Annotated in this window: 25 protein-coding genes and 2 riboswitches; of the genes, 6 read left to right on the top strand and 19 right to left on the bottom strand. The window is 41.7% G+C overall.

Annotated features, from left to right (window positions below):
• Positions 1 to 117: 117 nt before the first annotated feature.
• Positions 118 to 954 carry a lipoate--protein ligase family protein gene (locus BHE18_RS10220; RefSeq protein ID WP_071618476.1) on the bottom strand — a complete coding sequence of 279 codons (837 nt, stop codon included), beginning with the start codon at positions 952 to 954 and terminating at the stop codon, positions 118 to 120.
• 231 nt (positions 955 to 1,185) lie between these two features.
• Between BHE18_RS10220 and BHE18_RS10215 the strand changes: the two genes are divergently transcribed.
• Positions 1,186 to 1,569 (top strand): rhodanese-like domain-containing protein, encoded by a 384-nt coding sequence (locus tag BHE18_RS10215; protein WP_071618475.1) that lies wholly within the window; start codon positions 1,186 to 1,188, stop codon positions 1,567 to 1,569.
• 352 nt (positions 1,570 to 1,921) lie between these two features.
• Here the strand turns inward: BHE18_RS10215 and gcvPB are convergent, their stop codons facing one another.
• From gcvPB to gcvT, 3 genes are read right to left on the bottom strand one after another with little or no spacing between them, the layout of a single operon-like run.
• Complete coding sequence (gene gcvPB, locus BHE18_RS10210; protein ID WP_071618474.1) at positions 1,922 to 3,388, bottom strand: aminomethyl-transferring glycine dehydrogenase subunit GcvPB; 1,467 nt, start codon at positions 3,386 to 3,388, stop codon at positions 1,922 to 1,924.
• Positions 3,381 to 4,727 (bottom strand): aminomethyl-transferring glycine dehydrogenase subunit GcvPA, encoded by a 1,347-nt coding sequence (gene gcvPA / locus BHE18_RS10205; protein ID WP_071618473.1) that lies wholly within the window; start codon positions 4,725 to 4,727, stop codon positions 3,381 to 3,383. Before gcvPA ends, gcvPB begins: the two co-directional genes overlap by 8 nt.
• An 18-nt stretch (positions 4,728 to 4,745) precedes the next feature.
• Positions 4,746 to 5,849, bottom strand: coding sequence for a glycine cleavage system aminomethyltransferase GcvT (gene gcvT / locus BHE18_RS10200; RefSeq protein WP_071618472.1), 1,104 nt, complete (start codon positions 5,847 to 5,849; stop codon positions 4,746 to 4,748).
• A 106-nt stretch (positions 5,850 to 5,955) separates the two neighbouring features.
• A riboswitch (glycine riboswitch) is annotated at positions 5,956 to 6,034 on the bottom strand.
• Positions 6,035 to 6,037: 3 nt separating this feature from the next.
• Positions 6,038 to 6,128: riboswitch (glycine riboswitch) on the bottom strand.
• A 177-nt stretch (positions 6,129 to 6,305) separates the two neighbouring features.
• Here gcvT and BHE18_RS10195 point away from each other — a divergent pair.
• Together BHE18_RS10195 and BHE18_RS10190 are read left to right on the top strand one after the other, a co-directional pair.
• Positions 6,306 to 8,006 (top strand): DEAD/DEAH box helicase, encoded by a 1,701-nt coding sequence (locus tag BHE18_RS10195; protein ID WP_071618471.1) that lies wholly within the window; start codon positions 6,306 to 6,308, stop codon positions 8,004 to 8,006.
• Positions 7,975 to 8,766: a YqhG family protein gene (locus BHE18_RS10190; RefSeq protein WP_071618470.1), complete on the top strand. Its 792-nt coding sequence runs from the start codon at positions 7,975 to 7,977 to the stop codon at positions 8,764 to 8,766. Before BHE18_RS10195 ends, BHE18_RS10190 begins: the two co-directional genes overlap by 32 nt.
• 38 nt (positions 8,767 to 8,804) lie before the next feature.
• On the opposite strand, the gene BHE18_RS10185 is transcribed toward BHE18_RS10190, so the two are convergent.
• From BHE18_RS10185 to BHE18_RS10130, 12 genes are all read right to left on the bottom strand, one after another.
• On the bottom strand, positions 8,805 to 8,987 hold the full coding sequence (locus BHE18_RS10185) for a YqzE family protein (RefSeq protein WP_071618469.1): 183 nt from the start codon (positions 8,985 to 8,987) through the stop codon (positions 8,805 to 8,807).
• A gap of 51 nt (positions 8,988 to 9,038) precedes the next feature.
• Entirely contained in the window at positions 9,039 to 9,536 is a 498-nt protein-coding gene (locus tag BHE18_RS10180) for a shikimate kinase (RefSeq protein ID WP_071618468.1), read from the bottom strand.
• 5 nt (positions 9,537 to 9,541) lie between these two features.
• Entirely contained in the window at positions 9,542 to 9,943 is a 402-nt protein-coding gene (locus tag BHE18_RS10175; protein WP_071618467.1) for a hypothetical protein, read from the bottom strand.
• Positions 9,891 to 10,340 (bottom strand): competence type IV pilus minor pilin ComGF, encoded by a 450-nt coding sequence (comGF, locus tag BHE18_RS10170; RefSeq protein WP_071618466.1) that lies wholly within the window; start codon positions 10,338 to 10,340, stop codon positions 9,891 to 9,893. Before comGF ends, BHE18_RS10175 begins: the two co-directional genes overlap by 53 nt.
• A complete protein-coding gene (locus tag BHE18_RS10165; RefSeq protein ID WP_071618465.1) occupies positions 10,318 to 10,635 on the bottom strand; it encodes a type II secretion system protein in 318 nt (105 codons plus the stop codon). The genes comGF and BHE18_RS10165 overlap by 23 nt, the downstream gene beginning before the upstream one ends.
• Positions 10,619 to 11,083 (bottom strand): competence type IV pilus minor pilin ComGD, encoded by a 465-nt coding sequence (gene comGD / locus BHE18_RS10160; protein WP_171910694.1) that lies wholly within the window; start codon positions 11,081 to 11,083, stop codon positions 10,619 to 10,621. Before comGD ends, BHE18_RS10165 begins: the two co-directional genes overlap by 17 nt.
• Positions 11,058 to 11,375: a competence type IV pilus major pilin ComGC gene (gene comGC, locus BHE18_RS10155; protein WP_071618463.1), complete on the bottom strand. Its 318-nt coding sequence runs from the start codon at positions 11,373 to 11,375 to the stop codon at positions 11,058 to 11,060. Before comGC ends, comGD begins: the two co-directional genes overlap by 26 nt.
• A gap of 23 nt (positions 11,376 to 11,398) precedes the next feature.
• Positions 11,399 to 12,454 carry a competence type IV pilus assembly protein ComGB gene (comGB, locus tag BHE18_RS10150; protein WP_141771854.1) on the bottom strand — a complete coding sequence of 352 codons (1,056 nt, stop codon included), beginning with the start codon at positions 12,452 to 12,454 and terminating at the stop codon, positions 11,399 to 11,401.
• Entirely contained in the window at positions 12,405 to 12,800 is a 396-nt protein-coding gene (locus BHE18_RS10145; protein ID WP_071618461.1) for an ATPase, T2SS/T4P/T4SS family, read from the bottom strand. Before BHE18_RS10145 ends, comGB begins: the two co-directional genes overlap by 50 nt.
• A 137-nt stretch (positions 12,801 to 12,937) precedes the next feature.
• The gene (locus BHE18_RS10140) at positions 12,938 to 13,768 is read right to left on the bottom strand and encodes a hypothetical protein (protein WP_071618460.1); all 831 of its coding nucleotides are present in this window, start codon (positions 13,766 to 13,768) and stop codon (positions 12,938 to 12,940) included.
• 20 nt (positions 13,769 to 13,788) lie between these two features.
• Positions 13,789 to 14,670 (bottom strand): S8 family peptidase, encoded by an 882-nt coding sequence (locus BHE18_RS10135; RefSeq protein WP_083573698.1) that lies wholly within the window; start codon positions 14,668 to 14,670, stop codon positions 13,789 to 13,791.
• Between the two features lie 191 nt (positions 14,671 to 14,861).
• Entirely contained in the window at positions 14,862 to 15,122 is a 261-nt protein-coding gene (locus BHE18_RS10130; RefSeq protein ID WP_071618459.1) for a DUF4190 domain-containing protein, read from the bottom strand.
• 182 nt (positions 15,123 to 15,304) lie between these two features.
• Here BHE18_RS10130 and BHE18_RS10125 point away from each other — a divergent pair, with 182 nt between their 5' ends.
• Positions 15,305 to 15,496 (top strand): hypothetical protein, encoded by a 192-nt coding sequence (locus BHE18_RS10125; protein ID WP_071618458.1) that lies wholly within the window; start codon positions 15,305 to 15,307, stop codon positions 15,494 to 15,496.
• Between the two features lie 62 nt (positions 15,497 to 15,558).
• Here the strand turns inward: BHE18_RS10125 and BHE18_RS23210 are convergent, their stop codons facing one another.
• Together BHE18_RS23210 and BHE18_RS10120 are read right to left on the bottom strand one after the other, a co-directional pair.
• Positions 15,559 to 15,726: a hypothetical protein gene (locus tag BHE18_RS23210; RefSeq protein ID WP_171910693.1), complete on the bottom strand. Its 168-nt coding sequence runs from the start codon at positions 15,724 to 15,726 to the stop codon at positions 15,559 to 15,561.
• A gap of 24 nt (positions 15,727 to 15,750) precedes the next feature.
• Entirely contained in the window at positions 15,751 to 16,620 is an 870-nt protein-coding gene (locus BHE18_RS10120; RefSeq protein ID WP_071618457.1) for a hypothetical protein, read from the bottom strand.
• Positions 16,621 to 16,871: 251 nt separating this feature from the next.
• Here BHE18_RS10120 and BHE18_RS10115 point away from each other — a divergent pair, with 251 nt between their 5' ends.
• Entirely contained in the window at positions 16,872 to 17,060 is a 189-nt protein-coding gene (locus BHE18_RS10115) for a hypothetical protein (RefSeq protein WP_071618456.1), read from the top strand.
• Between the two features lie 201 nt (positions 17,061 to 17,261).
• Positions 17,262 to 17,531 (top strand): hypothetical protein, encoded by a 270-nt coding sequence (locus BHE18_RS10110; protein ID WP_071618455.1) that lies wholly within the window; start codon positions 17,262 to 17,264, stop codon positions 17,529 to 17,531.
• 209 nt (positions 17,532 to 17,740) lie between these two features.
• Here BHE18_RS10110 and BHE18_RS22715 read toward each other — a convergent pair whose 3' ends face one another.
• Positions 17,741 to 18,325 carry a hypothetical protein gene (locus BHE18_RS22715; RefSeq protein WP_083573696.1) on the bottom strand — a complete coding sequence of 195 codons (585 nt, stop codon included), beginning with the start codon at positions 18,323 to 18,325 and terminating at the stop codon, positions 17,741 to 17,743.
• Positions 18,326 to 18,364: the final 39 nt, after the last annotated feature.

The following is an 18,364-nucleotide window of genomic DNA, read 5'->3' as shown; positions in this document are numbered from 1 at the left end:
TTATTCCTAAATTACGCGGTAATCTATTAATTTGAGAGTTGCTAAACTTTTATCTTCAGAAATAGTTGGTAAAATAGGAAAAAAGCGACACAAATCGCTTTTTTCTATAAAAGATTTTCACCGTTTGAAATTCCACTCATCGGATTCATATCGGGTTTTTGCCAAATTTTCAACATATTGTGTTTCTTCTTCAGAAAGCACATATGGCTCAAGATTGATATCCAGTCCCTCTTCAAAGCCTTTTTTGAAAGCTTCTTTTGCCATATCCATCGTGATTCTTTCAGATGAAATTTCGTTCATGGCGACTGCTTTATTTTTAAAAGCCCTCTGCATACGCTCTTTTACCCGGTCGGAAGGATACTTAAACAGACTGAACAGTTTGTCTTCATCAAGATCAAGAAGGATGGAGCCGTGCTGCAGGATGACCCCTTTCTGGCGGGTCTGTGCGCTGCCTGCCACCTTCCGGCCTTCCACGACAAGTTCATACCAGCTTGGCGCATCGAAGCAGACTGCAGAACGGGGATTTTTCAACCCCTCCCTTTCTTCAGGCGTCTTCGGAACGGCAAAGTAGGCTTCAAGTCCAAGTGCCTGGAATCCTTTTAATATACCTTCTGAAATGACCCTGTATGCTTCAGTGACAGTCTTCGGCATTTCAGGGTGCTCCTCGGACACGATGACACTGTAAGTGAGCTCCTTATCATGCAGGACTCCCCGTCCCCCGGTCGGCCGCCTTACAAAACCCAGTCCATGTTCCTTCACGGCATCCATGTTGATTTCCTTTTCGACCTTCTGGAAATATCCAACAGAAAGTGTCGCAGGATCCCATCCATAAAAACGGATCGTCGGAGGAATCTTCCCTTCGCTATGCCAATCAAGGAGCGCCTCATCGAGCGCCATATTGAAGGAAGGCGAACAATTGCCTGAATCGATGAATCTCCATGTTTCTTTTGACATTCGACATACCTCTTTTACTTTGGCTTGATTCTTTCACATCTGACCGGTAATCAGGTCATTGTTCTTTCCCTATGTATTCAATCCGTTACTAGTCTACCAAATCATCTTCCAAAAACAAAGGAAAACAGATTGGTAAGTCTTTGCTTTCAATAGTAAATTTCTTTTGATTCTCCGGACAATGATGAATATAATAGTAGTTAGTGCATTTGAAGAAAGGAGCATGAAAGCAAGATGGATGGTTTATTTATACTATTAGTCGTACTTGGAGCGATCATCGCGTATTCGCTGTTTACGTACTTCAATCAAAAAAGAGTGGTCAACACATTATCAGAGGAAGAGTTCAAATCCGGTTACAGAAAGGCTCAACTGATTGATGTGCGCGAAAACAACGAATATAACAACGGTCATATTCTTGGTGCCCGCAATATCCCGCTTTCACAAATGAAAATGAGACAAAAAGAAATCCGCAATGATCAGCCAGTTTATCTATACTGCCAGAGCGGAATGAGAAGTGCGCGTGCAGCACAGATGCTTCACCGCAAAGGCTACCGTGATCTTCACCACCTGCAGGGCGGCTTTAAAAAATGGACAGGTAAAGTCAAGCATAAGAAATAAGAAAAGCGGAGGCGGCTCGTTCAGGAGCGACAAGCATAAGCTAAACTTTCCGGAAAGGCGCCTTTTGCCTTTTTGGGAAGTTTAGCTTATGACCTCGAGCTCCTAGCCGCCGCAGCTGGACCATCGAAAAGCAGAGGCGGCTCGTTCAGAGACGACAAGCATATGACGAGACCCCCGGAAAGGCGTTTTTTGCCTTTTTTGGGGTCTTGGCTTATGACCTCGAGCTCCTGGCCGCCGCAGATGGACCATGAGAAAACCGGAGGCTCCTAGCCGCCGGAGATGGACAAAAAGAAAAGGATTGCCGAAACCGGCAATCCTTTCTTTGTTATAAATACCTCTCCGTAATCCTGTCTTACGCTTCAGGAGTATAACGAAGGATCGGCTTTCTTGCTGCAAGGGTTTCGTCCATTCTTTTGACTACTGTTGTATGTGGTGCTTCCTGTACGATTTCAGGCGTTTCCTCTGCTTCTTTTGCGATCTGGATCATGGCATCGATGAATGAATCCAGTGTTTCTTTAGACTCTGTTTCTGTCGGTTCGATCATCATGCATTCCTCTACATTCAGCGGGAAGTAGATCGTCGGCGGATGATAACCGAAGTCAAGCAGCCTTTTCGCGATATCTAGTGTCCTCACGCCGAGTTTTTTCTGACGCTTTCCGCTGATGACGAATTCATGCTTGCAGTGACGGTCATATGGAAGATCAAAATGAGTAGCCAATCTTCGCATCATATAGTTTGCATTCAGGACCGCATTCTCGGTTACCGCCTTCAACCCGTCAGGTCCCATCGTGCGGATATACGTATAGGCACGTACGTTGATGCCGAAGTTCCCATAATAAGGTTTCACGCGGCCGATTGAATCCGGACGACTGTAGTCGAATTCGAACACATCGCCGTTCTTCACAAGGACCGGTTTAGGCAAGTAGCGGATCAAGTCTTCTTTCACACCGACCGGGCCGCTTCCCGGACCTCCGCCTCCATGTGGACCCGTAAAGGTTTTATGGAGATTCAAGTGAACGACATCGAACCCCATATCCCCCGGTCTCGCCTTGGACAGGACGGCATTCAGGTTGGCACCGTCATAATACAGCTTGCCCCCGGCTTCGTGGATGATCGCTGCCATCTCGAGGATGTTTTCTTCGAATAATCCCAACGTGTTCGGATTTGTGAGCATAAGGGCCGCAGTGTCTTCCCCGACAACCCTCTTCAGATCTTCAAGATCCACAAGGCCATTTTCATCCGATTTCACTGTCACCGTTTCAAACCCGGCCACTGTAGCACTTGCAGGGTTTGTTCCATGAGCGGAATCAGGCACGATGACTTTTGTACGCTTCGTATCACCGTTCGCTTCATGATAAGCACGGATCATCATAAGACCCGTCCACTCACCGTGAGCTCCGGCTGCGGGCTGAAGGGTCACTTCGTCCATACCTGTGATTTCTTTCAGATGTTCCTGAAGATCATACATCAATTCAAGGGCTCCCTGGACACTTTCCGGTTCCTGAAGCGGGTTGATATGTGCAAAGCCATTAAGACGCGCAACATTTTCATTCACCTTCGGGTTGTATTTCATCGTACAAGATCCGAGCGGATAGAATCCTGAATCAACGCCATGGTTACGTTTTGACAGCGCAGTGTAATGGCGCATGATATCAAGTTCCGACACTTCCGGTAAATGCGGCTCCTCCGTCCGGATATAATCGGAAGAAATCAATTCGGAAACATCCACTTCCGGTACATCCAGTTCAGGCAGGCTGTAGCCGACACGGCCTTCTTTCGATAATTCAAAGATAAGAGGCTGATCCTGTTTGTTATTCATGACAATCCCCCAATTCCTGTGCGAATGCATCAATTTCTTCTTTGCTGCGAAGTTCGGTCACGGCAACCAGCATGTGATTCTTCAACTCTTCATCGACTTGCCCGAGATCATATCCGCCGATGATTTCTTTCTCAAGGAGCTTTTTGTTGATTTCTTTGACTGGGGCATTCACTTTCACGACAAATTCATTAAATGAAGGACCTTCGAATGCAATCTCAAAACCTTTTTTCTTGATTGCTTCTTTCGCATAATGAGCTTTTTGGATATTCTGAAGGGCCATCTCTTTTACACCCTGTTTGCCGAGTGCCGTCATTGCAACGGAAGCTGCCAGAGCATTCAAAGCCTGGTTTGAACAGATATTAGAAGTCGCTTTATCGCGGCGGATATGCTGTTCACGCGCCTGAAGGGTCAATACAAAGCCTCTCCGGCCTTCTTCATCGACCGTTTGCCCCACCAGACGGCCGGGAACTTTACGCATCAATTTTTTACTTACTGCAAAATACCCGCAGTGAGGCCCGCCAAACGCACTCGGAATCCCGAACGGCTGGGCATCCCCGACAACGATGTCCGCTCCGAGTTTCCCAGGCGGTGTCAGGGCACCAAGGGATAGAGGGTTGGAAGATACGACAAACATCGCTTTCTCGCCGTGGGTTGCCTCTTCAATCACCTTCAGGTCTTCCACCCTTCCGAAGAAGTTAGGATATTGAACGATGACAGCTGCTATGTCACTGCTCATCAGCTTTTTCAATTCCTCAGTATCCGTGACGCCATTATTATGAGGAATCTCCACAACGTCGATATATTGGCCCTTTGCATATGTTCTTAATACATCCCGAGACTCAGGATGAACCGTACTTGAAACAAGTACTTTTTTGCGGCGGGTCTGCCCTGCACTTAACATGGCTGCCTCGGCAAGTGCCGTCCCCCCGTCGTACATGGAAGAATTCGCTACATCCATTCCCGTCAGTTCACAGATCATTGTTTGAAATTCAAAAATCGCCTGCAGTTCACCTTGTGAGATTTCAGGCTGATACGGTGTATAAGCCGTGTAGAACTCAGATCGTGATAATACATGATCGACGATGATCGGCGCATAGTGATCATAAACACCCGCTCCAAGGAAGGAGGCATGACTTTTCAAATCTGCATTTTTCGCCGCCATTTTAGTCAATTCTTTCACAAGGCCGGTTTCTGACTTGGCAGGCTTGATGTTGTACTCACCTTTGAAGCGGACCTTCTCAGGGATATCCTCAAATAATTCGTCGATGCTGTTTACTCCAATGCTGTCTAACATTTCCCGTTGATCTTGCTCTGTCATCGGTAAATAACGATGCTTCATGACCGTCATTCCTCCCTGTTATTTAGTTCTCTTATAAAATGGTGTAGGAACCACTTTTGCGTTAACTTTCTTACCTCTGATTTCAACCTGGATTTCTGTATCAATGGAAGTGAACTCTTTTTTCAGCAGCGCAAGGCCGACATTTTTCTTTAACGTAGGAGACTGTGTTCCTGTTGTCACTTCGCCGATTTCTTCCTCGCCAGAAAATACTTTGTAGCCGTGACGCGGGATGCCCCGTTCGATCATTTCAATGCCGACAATCTTTCTTGATGCCCCTTCAACTTTCTGTTTTTGCAGAGCGTCCTGGCCGTTGAAAGGAATCTCTTTGTTCACCTTTACTGCAAAGCCGATCCCCGCTTCGATAGGGGAGATGTCTTTTGAAAGCTCCTGTCCATAAAGGGCAAGATTCGCTTCGAAACGCAGGGTATCGCGTGCCCCGAGTCCGCATGGAAGCACCCCGTCCTTCTCGCCTTCTTTTAAAATATCTTTCCAGATTGCCGCCGCATCCTCTGCATCACAATAGATTTCAAAACCGTCTTCCCCTGTGTATCCTGTGCGGGAGACAAGGGCATGGCGGCCATTGATGCTCACGTCGGACTGGAATTTAAAGAACCCGATGCCGCTCAAAGAATGCTCATTTGTCAATCTTTGCAGCACACCTTCAGCAAGCGGCCCCTGCAAAGCGAGCTGAGCCATATGCTCGGAGATATTATTGATTTCGACTCCGTCTGTTTGATGCTGTTTCAGCCATTCAAAATCCTTATCGATGTTTGCTGCGTTTACCACCAATAAATAGTCATAATCTTTAATTTTATAGATCAGAAGGTCATCAACGGTGCCGCCGTCTTCATAGCACATGGCAGTATATTGAGCGCCGCCGCCTTTGAGCTTGGATACATCATTGGTCATCATTTTCTGTAAGTATTCGAGAGCCCCTTCGCCCTTCACTTCAATTTCTCCCATATGTGATACATCAAAGAGCCCTGCACGGGTCCTGACCGCTTCGTGTTCTGCTTTGATACTTGAGAATTGAACCGGTAATGCCCAGCCTCCGAAGTCGATCGTCTTTCCTCCATACTCTTTATACACGTCATATAGAGGTGTTTTTTTCAAATCTGCCATTAGACTTCCCCCTTAATATCATCAAACTTTTCCTTCTGTCCGCTTCCTGCTGCCAAATATCCGCGCATGAAAAAAGGACAGAAAAACCCCTTTTTCAAAAGAGTTTCTCTGTCCTTTCACCTGAAAGTTTACCGGTAAAACGGCTTTCCCCTTTGGTGGCTTCCAAATGGAAACACTCTCCAGAGCTGCGTCCAGCAAGAGTCTTTTTGCCTGAGAGATTCACACATTGATGTTTGCTCCTTCGGCGCTGTATGGTACAGTCTCTCCCCTTGCTATCATTCGCCAATATTCCTTGCAACATTTGGTCATACTAGAAGTATATACAGTAGAAATGTTATTGATGTGAATGTTCGGATTATTATAGTTTTCAAAACATTAGGTAATCTACTTTCATCCTACCATTAAACATAAGTTCCGGGCAATCATTTTTCGATCAAATAAGGAGATGTTTTTCACATGAATGTTGACGTTGTATTTAATGAGGAGTGGGGCGATGGTCTCGATACGTTAATAAATAATGACGGCCCCTGGGGGAGCTGGGAACTTTACAAGCTTGCAATAGAATGTGAGCAGCATCTGGCAATTCCGAACTTTGAAGGGCTTCAGGCACCAAAACATTTGGCTAATGTGACTCCCCTGCCCCACCAGCTGGAAGCTGCCAGACAGGTAGTTGAAACAATGAACGGGAAAGCCATCCTCGCAGATGAGGTCGGCCTTGGAAAAACAATAGAAGCAGGTCTGATATTAAAAGAATATATGATTCGCGGACTTGTAAAAAAGGTGCTGATACTCGTCCCCGCTTCACTGGTGTCCCAATGGGCTTATGAACTGAACAGCAAGTTCTTCATCCCGGCAGTCGCACAGCGTAAGAGCTATGTATGGGATCAGTGCGATATCGTCGTTTCATCCATGGATACCGCCAAACGTAGTCCTCATCGTGAGAAAGTATATGAACAGGATTATGATCTCGTCATCATTGATGAAGCTCACAAACTGAAAAATCATAAAACCAAAAACTATGAATTTGTCCAGAATCTCAAGAAGAAGTTCTGCTTACTTCTAACAGCCACGCCGATTCAAAATAAAGTAGAAGAAATCTTCCATCTTGTTTCACTGTTAAAACCCGGGCACCTGGGGAATGAATCCGGATTCACCGACCGTTACAAAAAAGGAGACCGGACTGTACAGGATGATGACACCTTGAATCAGCTCATTAATAAAGTCATGATCCGGAACAGGAGGAGTGATACAGGAATTGAATGGACGAAGCGTCATGTCAAAACGATACTCATTGATTTCAACCAGCCGGAACGGGATCTATACAACAGCATCAACTTATTGAAAGGGAACCAGGAAGACTGGACCGCGGCCAGTTCTTTTTCACTCCTCACGCTGCAGAGGGAAGCGTGCAGCAGCAGGGAATCCGTTTTTTATACGCTGAAGAACATGATAGAGAAAAAAGAAAATCCGACTGCCGCATTCGAGAATACGATTGGCACACTCATGAAAAAAGTGGAAAACGTGACCGTGAATTCAAAGGCACAGAAAGCCCTGGAACTGATCCAGCAGGTAAACGACAAGGTCATTATCTTCACGGAATACAGGGCGACCCAGCTGTATCTTCAATGGTTCCTGAAGCAGCATGGGATCTCTTCCGTACCGTTCAGGGGCGGTTTCAAAGGAGGAAAGAAGGACTGGATGCGCCAGCTGTTCCAGAACCACGCCCAGGTTCTGATTGCGACAGAAGCGGGCGGGGAGGGAATCAACCTTCAGTTCTGCCACCATGTCATCAATTTCGACCTGCCCTGGAATCCGATGCGGCTCGAACAGCGGATTGGACGTGTACACCGTCTCGGCCAGACCGAGGATGTGCATATATACAACTTTGCCACCAGGGATACGGTGGAAGAACATATCCTGAAACTGCTGTATGAAAAAATCAACCTGTTCGAGAGAGTGATCGGCCAGCTCGATGAGATTTTGACCAGACTTGATTTTTCAGATTTTGAAGAGCATGTCACAGATATCCTATCCTCCTCGCGAACAGAGGGAGAGCTCAAGATCAAAATGGAAAACCTGACCAGTATGATTCAATTTGCAGAAGAATTAAAGGAGGAAAAAGCCAATGCAGCAGCGCGAAATACATCAATTTCTTGAACGCTATTTTACCGCAAACGGCTGCGAGCTGGTTGCAAACGGGGAAGGCTATATGACCGTCCAATTGACGATCGATCTTGATAAAGTATTGATGAACCGCCCATTTTACTGGCACTATTTAGAGAAGACAGGCGGCATCCCAAACCCGATGACCCTTTCACTGGTAACAGATGGGGAAAAAGCACCGGAAGATTTCAAAGGGGAGCTCATTCACTTCGGCTCCCCGCGCTTACACCAGATATTCCGGTCCACAAGAAATCTTGCAGGGTACATCCGCCTCTATGAAGAGAGAGTGAATTTCAACGGGCAGCAGATTCCGCTCCATCCATGGCTGGGATTGAATATCAAGATTTCTCATGTAACAAACTTGAAAAAGGACAGGATTGAAAGCATCGGTCTTAATTTAATCAACGGACATATTAAGGAAGACTTTCACAATCACCTGCTATCCAGAAGACTGACGCCAAAAATTCCCGACTTCTCCTTTACGTTGACACCGATCGTTAAACCGCAGAGCGGAATAAACCGCATTCAAAGTTATCTGCTGAACGGGATTGAGAAGGAATCCTTTTCATGGGCGGACGAAGCAAGGAAAAGATGGGAAGAAGATCTGGATCTCCTGAGTCATTTTTACGGTGATCACGAAGAAAAGCCTGAATCGTATCACCTCGAAAAGCAGGCGTTAAAAGAACAATATGAACCAAAAATTTCAATTGATATCATCAATGGTGGGATATTTTATTTACATAATTCCCCTTGAGCATAGTAAAACCGCCCTGTTATTAACAGAGGCGGTTCCTATTTTTTATTTTTCTTAAACATCACCATGAAGGCATATGGCAATACCCCGAACCATCTGAATAAAAAAGGGGGACGCTCATTCTTCCTTTGATGTTTCAGCGATTTCCGTTCATGTGGAGACTTTTCGTAATGCTGTACAAATGTCTGGGTTATGAACTTTACGTAATCATTTACTGACATAAACGCACCACCTTCCGCTTCTATCAGTATATCCGCACCATCAGAATTTAATCATGATTCGATGAGGCGCATCAATTCGTTCAGTGTCTCTTCAATCGATTTACCGGTGGTGTCGATTTCTGAATTACTGGCGTTTCTATAAAGCGGCAGCCGGCGGTTGTAAAGATTTCGCAATTGGTCACTGGAATTTTTTTGGACGAGCGGCCGCTCGCTGTCTCCCTCCAACCGTTCCCATAATTCTTCAAATGAACAGTAAAGGTGGAATACCTCCCCGCTTTCACTGAGTATGTCCCTGTTCTCTTTTCGTTCAATAATCCCTCCGCCTGTGGTGATCACTGCTTCCTTCTTTTTCAGCTCCATTAAAACTTGTGTTTCGATTGTACGGAAAAAGCCTTCGCCATCTTCCCGGAAGATATCCTTTATCGCACGGCCTTCCTTCTCTTCTATAAAGTGATCCATATCAATTACAGGGAGCCCCTTGAGCAATCCTATTTCCTTGCCGACAGTCGTCTTCCCCACTCCCATGAAACCTATTAAAAAAATCGGCATACACATTACTTCCAATCTATGATTTGTTTTGTTTCCCTATTATACACAACAGATACCGGCTTAAAAACCTTCTCATCTGCTTGATAGGTTATTTCCATTAGCACTTCGTGTTCATTCAGGAGAGAACTCACTACTTCTGTTACACCGAACTCCCCCTCATTTGTGCCTGAAGCGGGCACAGGATCTTTCATACCAAGGAGCGCACCATGGGCAATGCTCACCTTTCTTTCATACACTTCTCCCATATTGACCAGATAGCGGTATTTACTGAGAAAGAGGCTTGTCGACAATACAGCCCCCGTTATAACGATCATGAACAGCAGCATTGAATAGGGAAGCAGGAAACCTCCCTCATTAAGGTACTTCCGGTCGAATTTCCTTGTAATGATAAAATTCACTTTCAACATTCTCTCCCTCTTTAAACACAACTGAGATCTTTATTCCTTGCGGGACCTCTGTAATAATATACGAATCGACTCCTTGAAGCACGACCTCATGCCCTAGTCCGCCAACCCTTCTCCTTACTGAATCTTGGTACCGCTCATACGTAATGGTTTTCCCATTGCTTTCAAACGTGATTTCTTCCGGGGAATACAGGAGATCACTCCCTCCCCACATTTCCATTCTCAGACTCTCACTGAATAGATTCCATTCATAATACCTCGGAGGAATGCTTTCTTTTTGGATGATATGAAGTCCTTTTATGACGAGTGGAAAGCTGAGCGATATGACCGTAAAGATCATAAAGGACAGCAGGGCATCCAGCAGGGTGAACCCCTTATTATTCCGATACACATATTTCATCGGTACCTCCTTCCTTTTCCAAGGTTACACACGGAGTGGTGAGGTCGTTCCCTTTCCAACTCAAGGTATAAAGCACTCCCTTGTATACCCTCGTACTGTTTCTATAGTCACCCGTCACCACTGTATACTCAATTCCTTCCTGAAGGAACTTCAATGCCTCCACCCTTTGCTGCTTTTCTTCCAGCGTAGTAATCATCCTGATGCAGAGAGGGAGGGAAAATGCAAGCATCACCATGAAGCAGCTAAAAGCGACCAGGCTTTCGGGAAGTGAAAAACCTTTAGAATTCCTGAACATAAAATCTTCCTTGTCCAATTTGAAATGAAAGTTTTATCGTGGTACTCCCGGAATTGAAATACACCGGACCGAACCGGTTTGTATTGCCTGATGCGGTAAAAATGATTTCATTCAGATTATTGCTCTTTGAGAATTTGATGCCGGGAGGAAGAGCCCGCGTAATCATCGTGTTTCCATAATAATCTTTCGCCACATATTTATTTGCATCAGGATAAAACAGCAGGGTCATGGAGGATTGTGAAAAAAAGCTTTGGCTTTGGATGAGGTACAAGTCTGATTGCAGCTGGGAAATGAAAAATTTTTTTCCGGTATGCTCTTTCAGTGGCGCAGTTGAGAAAGCAGCAAACGATAAGAGGACTGTTAGTATCAATATGACCAGGAGCATCTCGATGAATGTATAACCTCCCTGATGCCAAACCGCCTTACTCTGCCGCAACTGTGTCAACATTCCCCTCCGCATCTATGGTCAATGTTTGTCCGTTTGGACATGTTTGATGCTCTTCATTGATATATTTCTTATCAACCAGCTGTGTCATCGTGACCGGTTCCGCATTCCCGTTATCCATCTTATAAGCCTCCACCTGCCCTTCGACCATATTGATGAACGCTTCACATCCTTTCGAATTGATCTTATTGCTCTGACTTGTAACGTTAGGAATGGTAACAAATAAGAGGACTGAGATGACCAATAATACGATCATCATTTCTATCATCGTAAAACCCTTTTCATTCTTTAACATAATGAACCTCCTTCTTGATTCAATTAAATGCCCTGCATCATTTGAAACAGCGGCATCATGATGGAAAAGTAAATGGCCATGATGAATAACCCGACAAATGTGAAGATCGCCGGCTGGATATACTTCAGAAGCCTGTTCCCCTTCTCTTCCAATTCCGAAAAACAAATTTCACTGTACAGCTTCAATTCGTCTGCAAGCCTCCCGTTTTTTTGGCCGTGGGAAACAACATAAGATAGCTCTTCTTGAAAGAAGGGGATCTTAGCGGTGCAATCATACAGCGGCCGGCCTTCTTTAAGTCCTTTCAGCAGGTCCTTTGAAATATACTGCAGGGTCGGACGATACGTCTGCCTCTCAATGATGTTCAGTGATTCAGTGATCGATACGCCGTTTTTCAACAGAAAACTGAGTTCCCTCGCAAAGAAATGTGTCTGCCCATGCTTGATGAAAAAGGACAGCAGCGGGAAATTTGTCAGAAAAGTGATGTGGCCTACCTGGAATAACTTATTTTTGAAAATATAAATGAAGGGGACTGTCATTGATGCAATAAGGATGAACCCCAAAAAATACGAGGGGAAACTTTCGATGAACCAAAAGAGGTAATTGAAATTGTCTGCTTGGTCATAACCTAATGAATGATATAACGATTGAAAGCGCGGAAACAGAATCCTGCTGAGGAGTACCATGAGCATGATAGCAATCAATACCAAAAAGAGAGGATACTGAAGGACCTTCAGTAATTTTTGTCTGCCTTCACTCATTTTCTGCAGATAATCACCCGCTTCTTTAAGGGTGGCACCCATCTCGCCATGATGTTCTGCAAAGTATATCTGTGCTGATACCTGCTTCGGCATGTTGAACTGACGGTCAAATATCGAAGAAATAGGCTCCCCTTTTTGGAGAGAGTTGTTGATCCTCTTTTTTAATTTACCTGAACCGTTCCGGCCAGGCACAAGCAGAAAATCAATTGCTTCTGAAAATGTGTATCCTTTTTCAAGGAGATCACCCGTCCGCTTCAGGAATTTCCCTTGATCATCCATTTTCTTCATGTATCCATTTGCGGAACTCAGAATCCGGAACAAACCCCAATGCCACCCCCTTGTTGATCAGTGTTCGAAGAGTGGGATATTGATAGTATGCATCTTCTCCCCTTGCTTCTTTAATCACTTCCTTAAGAGCACTGCCCGTTACAATTTCATAGACCGATGCCCTTTTCGCCGTTCCTTTGCCTTTACAATCTGCACTGCATTCAGTTTCGCAAATCGCGCATTTGAGTTTTAACAGCCTCTGAGCAGTCACCCCGATCAATGTCTGTTGTATATCATGCCAGTGAACCCCCAGTTCCATCAGCCTGTACACAGCACTTTTTGCGTCTTTAGTGTGTAAAGTTGTTAATACCAGATGGCTAGTGAAAATAATAGAACACAAAATACTTAAAAACTATAGATTCCTTAACAATAACGGTAACAATTTAAATATATACAAAAGACTTAGAGAGTAATTCTCCCTAAGTCTTAATCGGTACCAATAGTTATTTTTTTGTGATGGTTCTTTTAAATCAAATATTAATCCACAAATCTATAGGATTGTTGGACATATGCAGATCTATTAGATTTATTTAAGCTATACAACTTTATTGTACTTGTTAATTCAAAATACTTAGTTCCTGATAACCAACCTAAGCCAGCATGTACTTTATAAGAACCGAAACCATTAATATCGTAACCAACTTTTTCAGCCCGGCTATCAGTTACTTTTACATTAGCATCTTGTATATCAAATAATCCGGAGTAACTCTCCGTTCCACCCTTTGAGACATATCTCATTTTCAAACCATAATCTCCAATTGTGTAATGTGTACCGAGTGATATTTTACCGACTGTTACTCCCCATGAATCGAAAGTAATTGTTGCTGTAAAGCGACGATCACCATATTTTTTAGTGGTGTTTACAAAAGGTGACATTGATTGACCTTGAAGCGAGTATTCCTCACTTTCAGAAATATCACTAACCTGATATTCCACTTTACTACCGTCAGATAAAGTTATTTCAGCGGAGTCAAAACCTGTTTCGTTTACTTTCTCCATATCAATCTTTTCGCTTCCTTTTTTCACTTCATCCATCATTTGCTTATCATATTCTTTTTTAGCTTCTTTGGTAGCATTTTTTAGGATTTCATCAGCAACTTTTACTTTTTCTCCAGTACTAAGGTTTTTAATTTCAGAACTCTTATTAATTTCCTTGATTGTCTGAATAAGTTCATCTTTTGTCTCAATTTTTTCATTCGCTACCAGTTTAGTTTTTACTGAAGGCTCTGCAGAAACCGGTGTGTTTGCAACTAATCCAAATGTTAATGTTAATGTAGATAGACCAATAGCTATTTTTTTAATATTCATCTCATAATTCCTCCCAAATTCTAATTTAATTCAGAGAATGCACTTAAATAATCTTTTTCCTCAATTTCACTTAATAATTTTCTTAGTTCATCATTATTAAGCTCGTTCTTATTATGTTTTTGAAAGTCTTTTATTAATGCAATATAGCCAGTTAGAAGTGCTGTAGCTTGGGATGTGCCTGATGTCATAATTTTTTCTCCATCTAATCCCACCCCCATTATTTCTTCTCCTGGGAAGTTAATAGTTGTGCGAATAGGTGCATTGGTAAAACTCGTAACATCACCATTCTTATCTAATGCTCCAACTGAAATTACCCCTTCATGTCTAGCTGGGAACATCATCTCATCAGTTCCATAATCACCCGAAGAAGCAACTACAGTAATCCCCAAATCTAATGCTTTATCAATAGTTTGAGAAACCAATTTATTAGACTCATAGCTACCCAGGCTCAAATTGATAATAGTACACTTCAAATCTATAGCCTTTTGTATAGCTTCTGCCATCATTGAAGGAGCAATTTCCCCATCTGATTCTATTAATTTAATAGATATCAATTCTGACTCAGGAGCTATTCCTAGAATTTCATTACGTTGACCTTTAATAAGTGAAAACATAATTGAACCATGACCAATGTCATCAATTCCGTTATCAAAACTTGCTATATACTGTATATTTTTTGAATTAGTTTGAAATTTAGAAATCCCACTGTCGATTAATCCAATCTTTTGAGATGAGCCCTTTGAATACCTATGTAGTTCTTCTACATTCAGAAACTCAATATGCCAAGGTTGTTTTTCTTTAACTTTGACTTCTGGATAAACTAAGGGAACTACCAGTCCTAAAATAAATAAAAGTATAAGAAGCTTCGATAATCTGGAAAAACTTTGAAATAATGCGTACATTTAAATTCAATCCTATTGATAGTTACATTTTTAATAGATAAACCTAAAGACCCGTTAAATTTGTCCTGCGCAGAACAGGTATAATATTACACTAATACCATATATATGTAAATAAAAATGTAAAAAAATGTTTATAAAATAACTAATAGCAGATCCTTAAAATGGATCTGCTATTAGTTGCAAATATTTTTTTAAGAAAATAAAGCCGTATAAGCCATTATTCCTAGTAGTAACATAATTGTTTGATATACTGCACCTACAATACTCAACACCAAACCTGCTATAGCAAAGTTCATACCCTTTTCATTTTTATTCTTGATTTCTTTTTTACTAATTACATATAAGATTATTCCTACGATCCCAAAAATAATTCCCCAAATATGAATAAAAAACGAGGCAATGCCTAAAACGAAAGAAATGATAGCTTTACTATTGAAATTTTTATTCTCCATGTTACTCCTCCAAAATCAGTATGAATTTAATAATATCACGTTTAATTTATTTTTTGTACAAAATTTTACAATTAAGAAAGTAAATAGAAAATTTTTATAATGTTTTCAGTTCTTTTAAAGGGACCTGAAGCAAATTAGCGAATCTATTTATATGTAACTCAAGAAAAGGGAGGAATTTGTTAATGAACAAAAAAATGTACTGTCCTAATTGTCAAAAGGCATATTTACCTACTGATCAAGTAGTATTAAACAGAGTAAACACTGTACTCCACATGGATTGTCCAGATATGCAGAATCAACCATACATTGATGAGGGAACGTTTGAAGAAATCGTAAGAAAATATTCATTTTTTGATAATAAACTTCTTAATTAGAAAGAAAAATAAATAAGTTATAATTATAAAAAGAAGGAGAGCATTTAGCTCCCCTCCTTTGATTATTTCTTTTTAGCACTTACAAATATAATTGATGCTAGATATAAAATTGAAACAATTAACCCTAATTGAAAAGATTGTTCGTGGCCAGATGAAATCGATGAAAATGCAACAACGATTATTAAGCCTATGATGAATACAGCTGCTCCCCACAACAAATCTTTAATCATTTATTATCTTCTCCTCTTTTGTCTTTAATAATCAAAAGAATCATATGCTGGCGACGCTTTTTCTAAGTTGGTATTAAAACCTGCTTCCATAGTAACAGATGGAGAAGAGCCTCCACTAAAACCAAGAGTTACATCACTAGCGGATATTTCCAAATGGCCATACTCTGCTACAAGATTTGCTCTCCCTGATTCCTCCGGAGCGCTTACTATTGCCTGAAGTACTACGGCTTCCTCATCTTCACCGAGAACTAAATCTACGTCATACCCTAAACCAGCTTCAGGGTCCACATCATTTCTAATTAATCCGATATAATCTCTTTCTAAATAATCATTACCCATATCTTCTAATGTATAAGCTAAATCATCTTCTAATGTAAAATTATCAGACCATGCAAGTGCAATCACGTCGGTAAATTCATAATTCGGATTTACTTTCCAATCACCCTCCGCATGAAATTGATAAACGTTCTCTCCAACTTGCAAAGCGATTACAGTCATTTCAAAATGCTCTGTTGGCATTGTAAAGGGGACGATTTCTCCCTCTCTAGGACTATTTAACGCATAACTACTTACCTTTTCTACGGATACTATTTCCCCATTAGTATTGTTTAATTCTTGTAAAGACACATCACTCAAATTATATAATTCATCTTTGGAAACTGAATCCGCATATTTAAAATTATCAATAATTTCTTTACGTTCTTCAGCAGTCAAAGACTTCTTTACCTTTCCAGTTTTTTTTATGAGTTTGTTTGCTTCAATTTCTTCTTTTAGTTTTGTTGAGTCCATATTCTTCTCTTCAGTAATTGTTGTGTTTTCTTGTGCACTAACCGAAAAGGTAAAAGGTGAAACAAGAAGTGTAAAAGCAATTGTAGATGCAATTAGTTTTTTCATTTTTTCCCCCAAAATTCAAGTAATTAGTAGCGCTACCGAAAAAATGGTAACATGACAAAAGTTTTACAACAATACCTAGTATGAAAACTAAGCATAAAGTATTATTTCGGGTTTTGCTATTATGGTGAGTATTTGACTACATTTTACAAGTGATTCAATTGACTTGATAAAAAATAACTTACTGGAAATCTTAAATTTATGTGATGAAATTATGATAAAGAAAGAATCTAAACATATTAGAGGTGAGTTAAATGGATATAGTGGATGCATTGGCAGCAAAAGGAGAATTAATAACTCTCAAGGAAAAATTAATTACATTAGGCTTGGAAATAGATGGTGGGAAAGCTAGCAAAGTAGAATTAATAAAACGAGTTGCAAAGTGTGTTGAAAATGTGGAAGAACTAGAGGCAATGGTTAGGTTCGATTACGATGAAAACTAACAAATAGGATTCAGTAAGAAAAATAAAAAATCCCTCTTCAAGTGAAGAGGGTGCAAAAAACATGCCAAGGTTGAAATGTCAACGTGTAACATTTTACCACAAAAACCGACTAATCACATATAGAAACATCACGAATACATCTTGAATTAATTTATTTGGTTAAATGATAATTATACAAAAGACACAGGAGGTAGACATCTTATGAAATTTGAAATGGACTTGAAACTCAGAGTCGATGAAGAAACCCTTTTGATGAAACGTACCTTGGATTGTTCCAAAGAAGAGTTAGCAGAAGAACTATATAAATGGTGCAAGGATTATGAAATGAATGTAGCGGAGTGTGATACAGTGATCGAAAGTTTACTAATAAATGGTGAGGAAGATTTTAAAGAAGAAGTCTTGAAATTAGAGGTGCAACACTTCCTCACCTTACCTGATGACGATGACCCAAACAAAAAACCCCTTCCCTAAAGAAGAGGCAGCACAACTCGTATGCCCATCCGTAGGAAGGGGTTTACTTTGTATGCTAATAGTAGGATAGCCAATCCTACTATTATTCTACCAACAATACTTAATTCACAAACATACTTTTGAGCGTATTTAACCCCTCTCCAATTAGGGAAAGGGGTTTTACTTTATGCCATGTTAGAATTTTGGTGGTGTAGAAATAGTTTTACCCTTTAATAAGCTGTATATTCACCGAACTTGCCTGTAACATATGCGAGATCACCATCATAAATGACTTCCCAGTAACCTGAATCACTGTTTTTTCCTCTCACCGATCCGGTCACCTGGATTGCTCTCCCTTTTCGAATCGTACCGAGATTTTTAGACCTGTGTCGATCTGGGCGATCTTGAATAATAGCAGCTGCAGAAACATTGACGATTTTGATTTCCCCGATTGCTATCGGTCCACTTTTCCTGGATTTAGTCGGCTTCTGCGCGGTAGATGTAGCCGGCTTATGTTCAACCGAAACAAATTTCTCCGACGCTGTGAGATAGTATGTTTCACCTTCGCTGTTCTTGACCTCATACTGCCACGCGTCGCCAACTCTAACTTTACGCACAGCCTGTGGGAATCCGTATCCTTTAGGTAAGTGTCCTGCCACGTCTTTATCCTCCCAGGAAGGCTTTGAGTAATATCTCAAGTCGTCAACCTTCGAACGCACCCAGTTTGTTTTACTGGAATCTGTATTCTCTTCCTTCGCTTCTACGACTGCCGGCTTGTTAGGAGGAATTACGACCTTTGAATCTGTCAGTTCCAAGAGTTCCTTCCACAGGTTAGGATTCGATACCATAGGGGC

It is taken from the genome of Rossellomorea aquimaris (genome assembly GCF_001877785.1).
In the GTDB taxonomy this organism is placed as follows: domain Bacteria; phylum Bacillota; class Bacilli; order Bacillales; family Bacillaceae_B; genus Rossellomorea; species Rossellomorea aquimaris_A.
The sequence above is the reverse complement of the archived record's forward strand: the minus strand, read 5'-3'. Positions and strand labels throughout refer to the sequence as shown.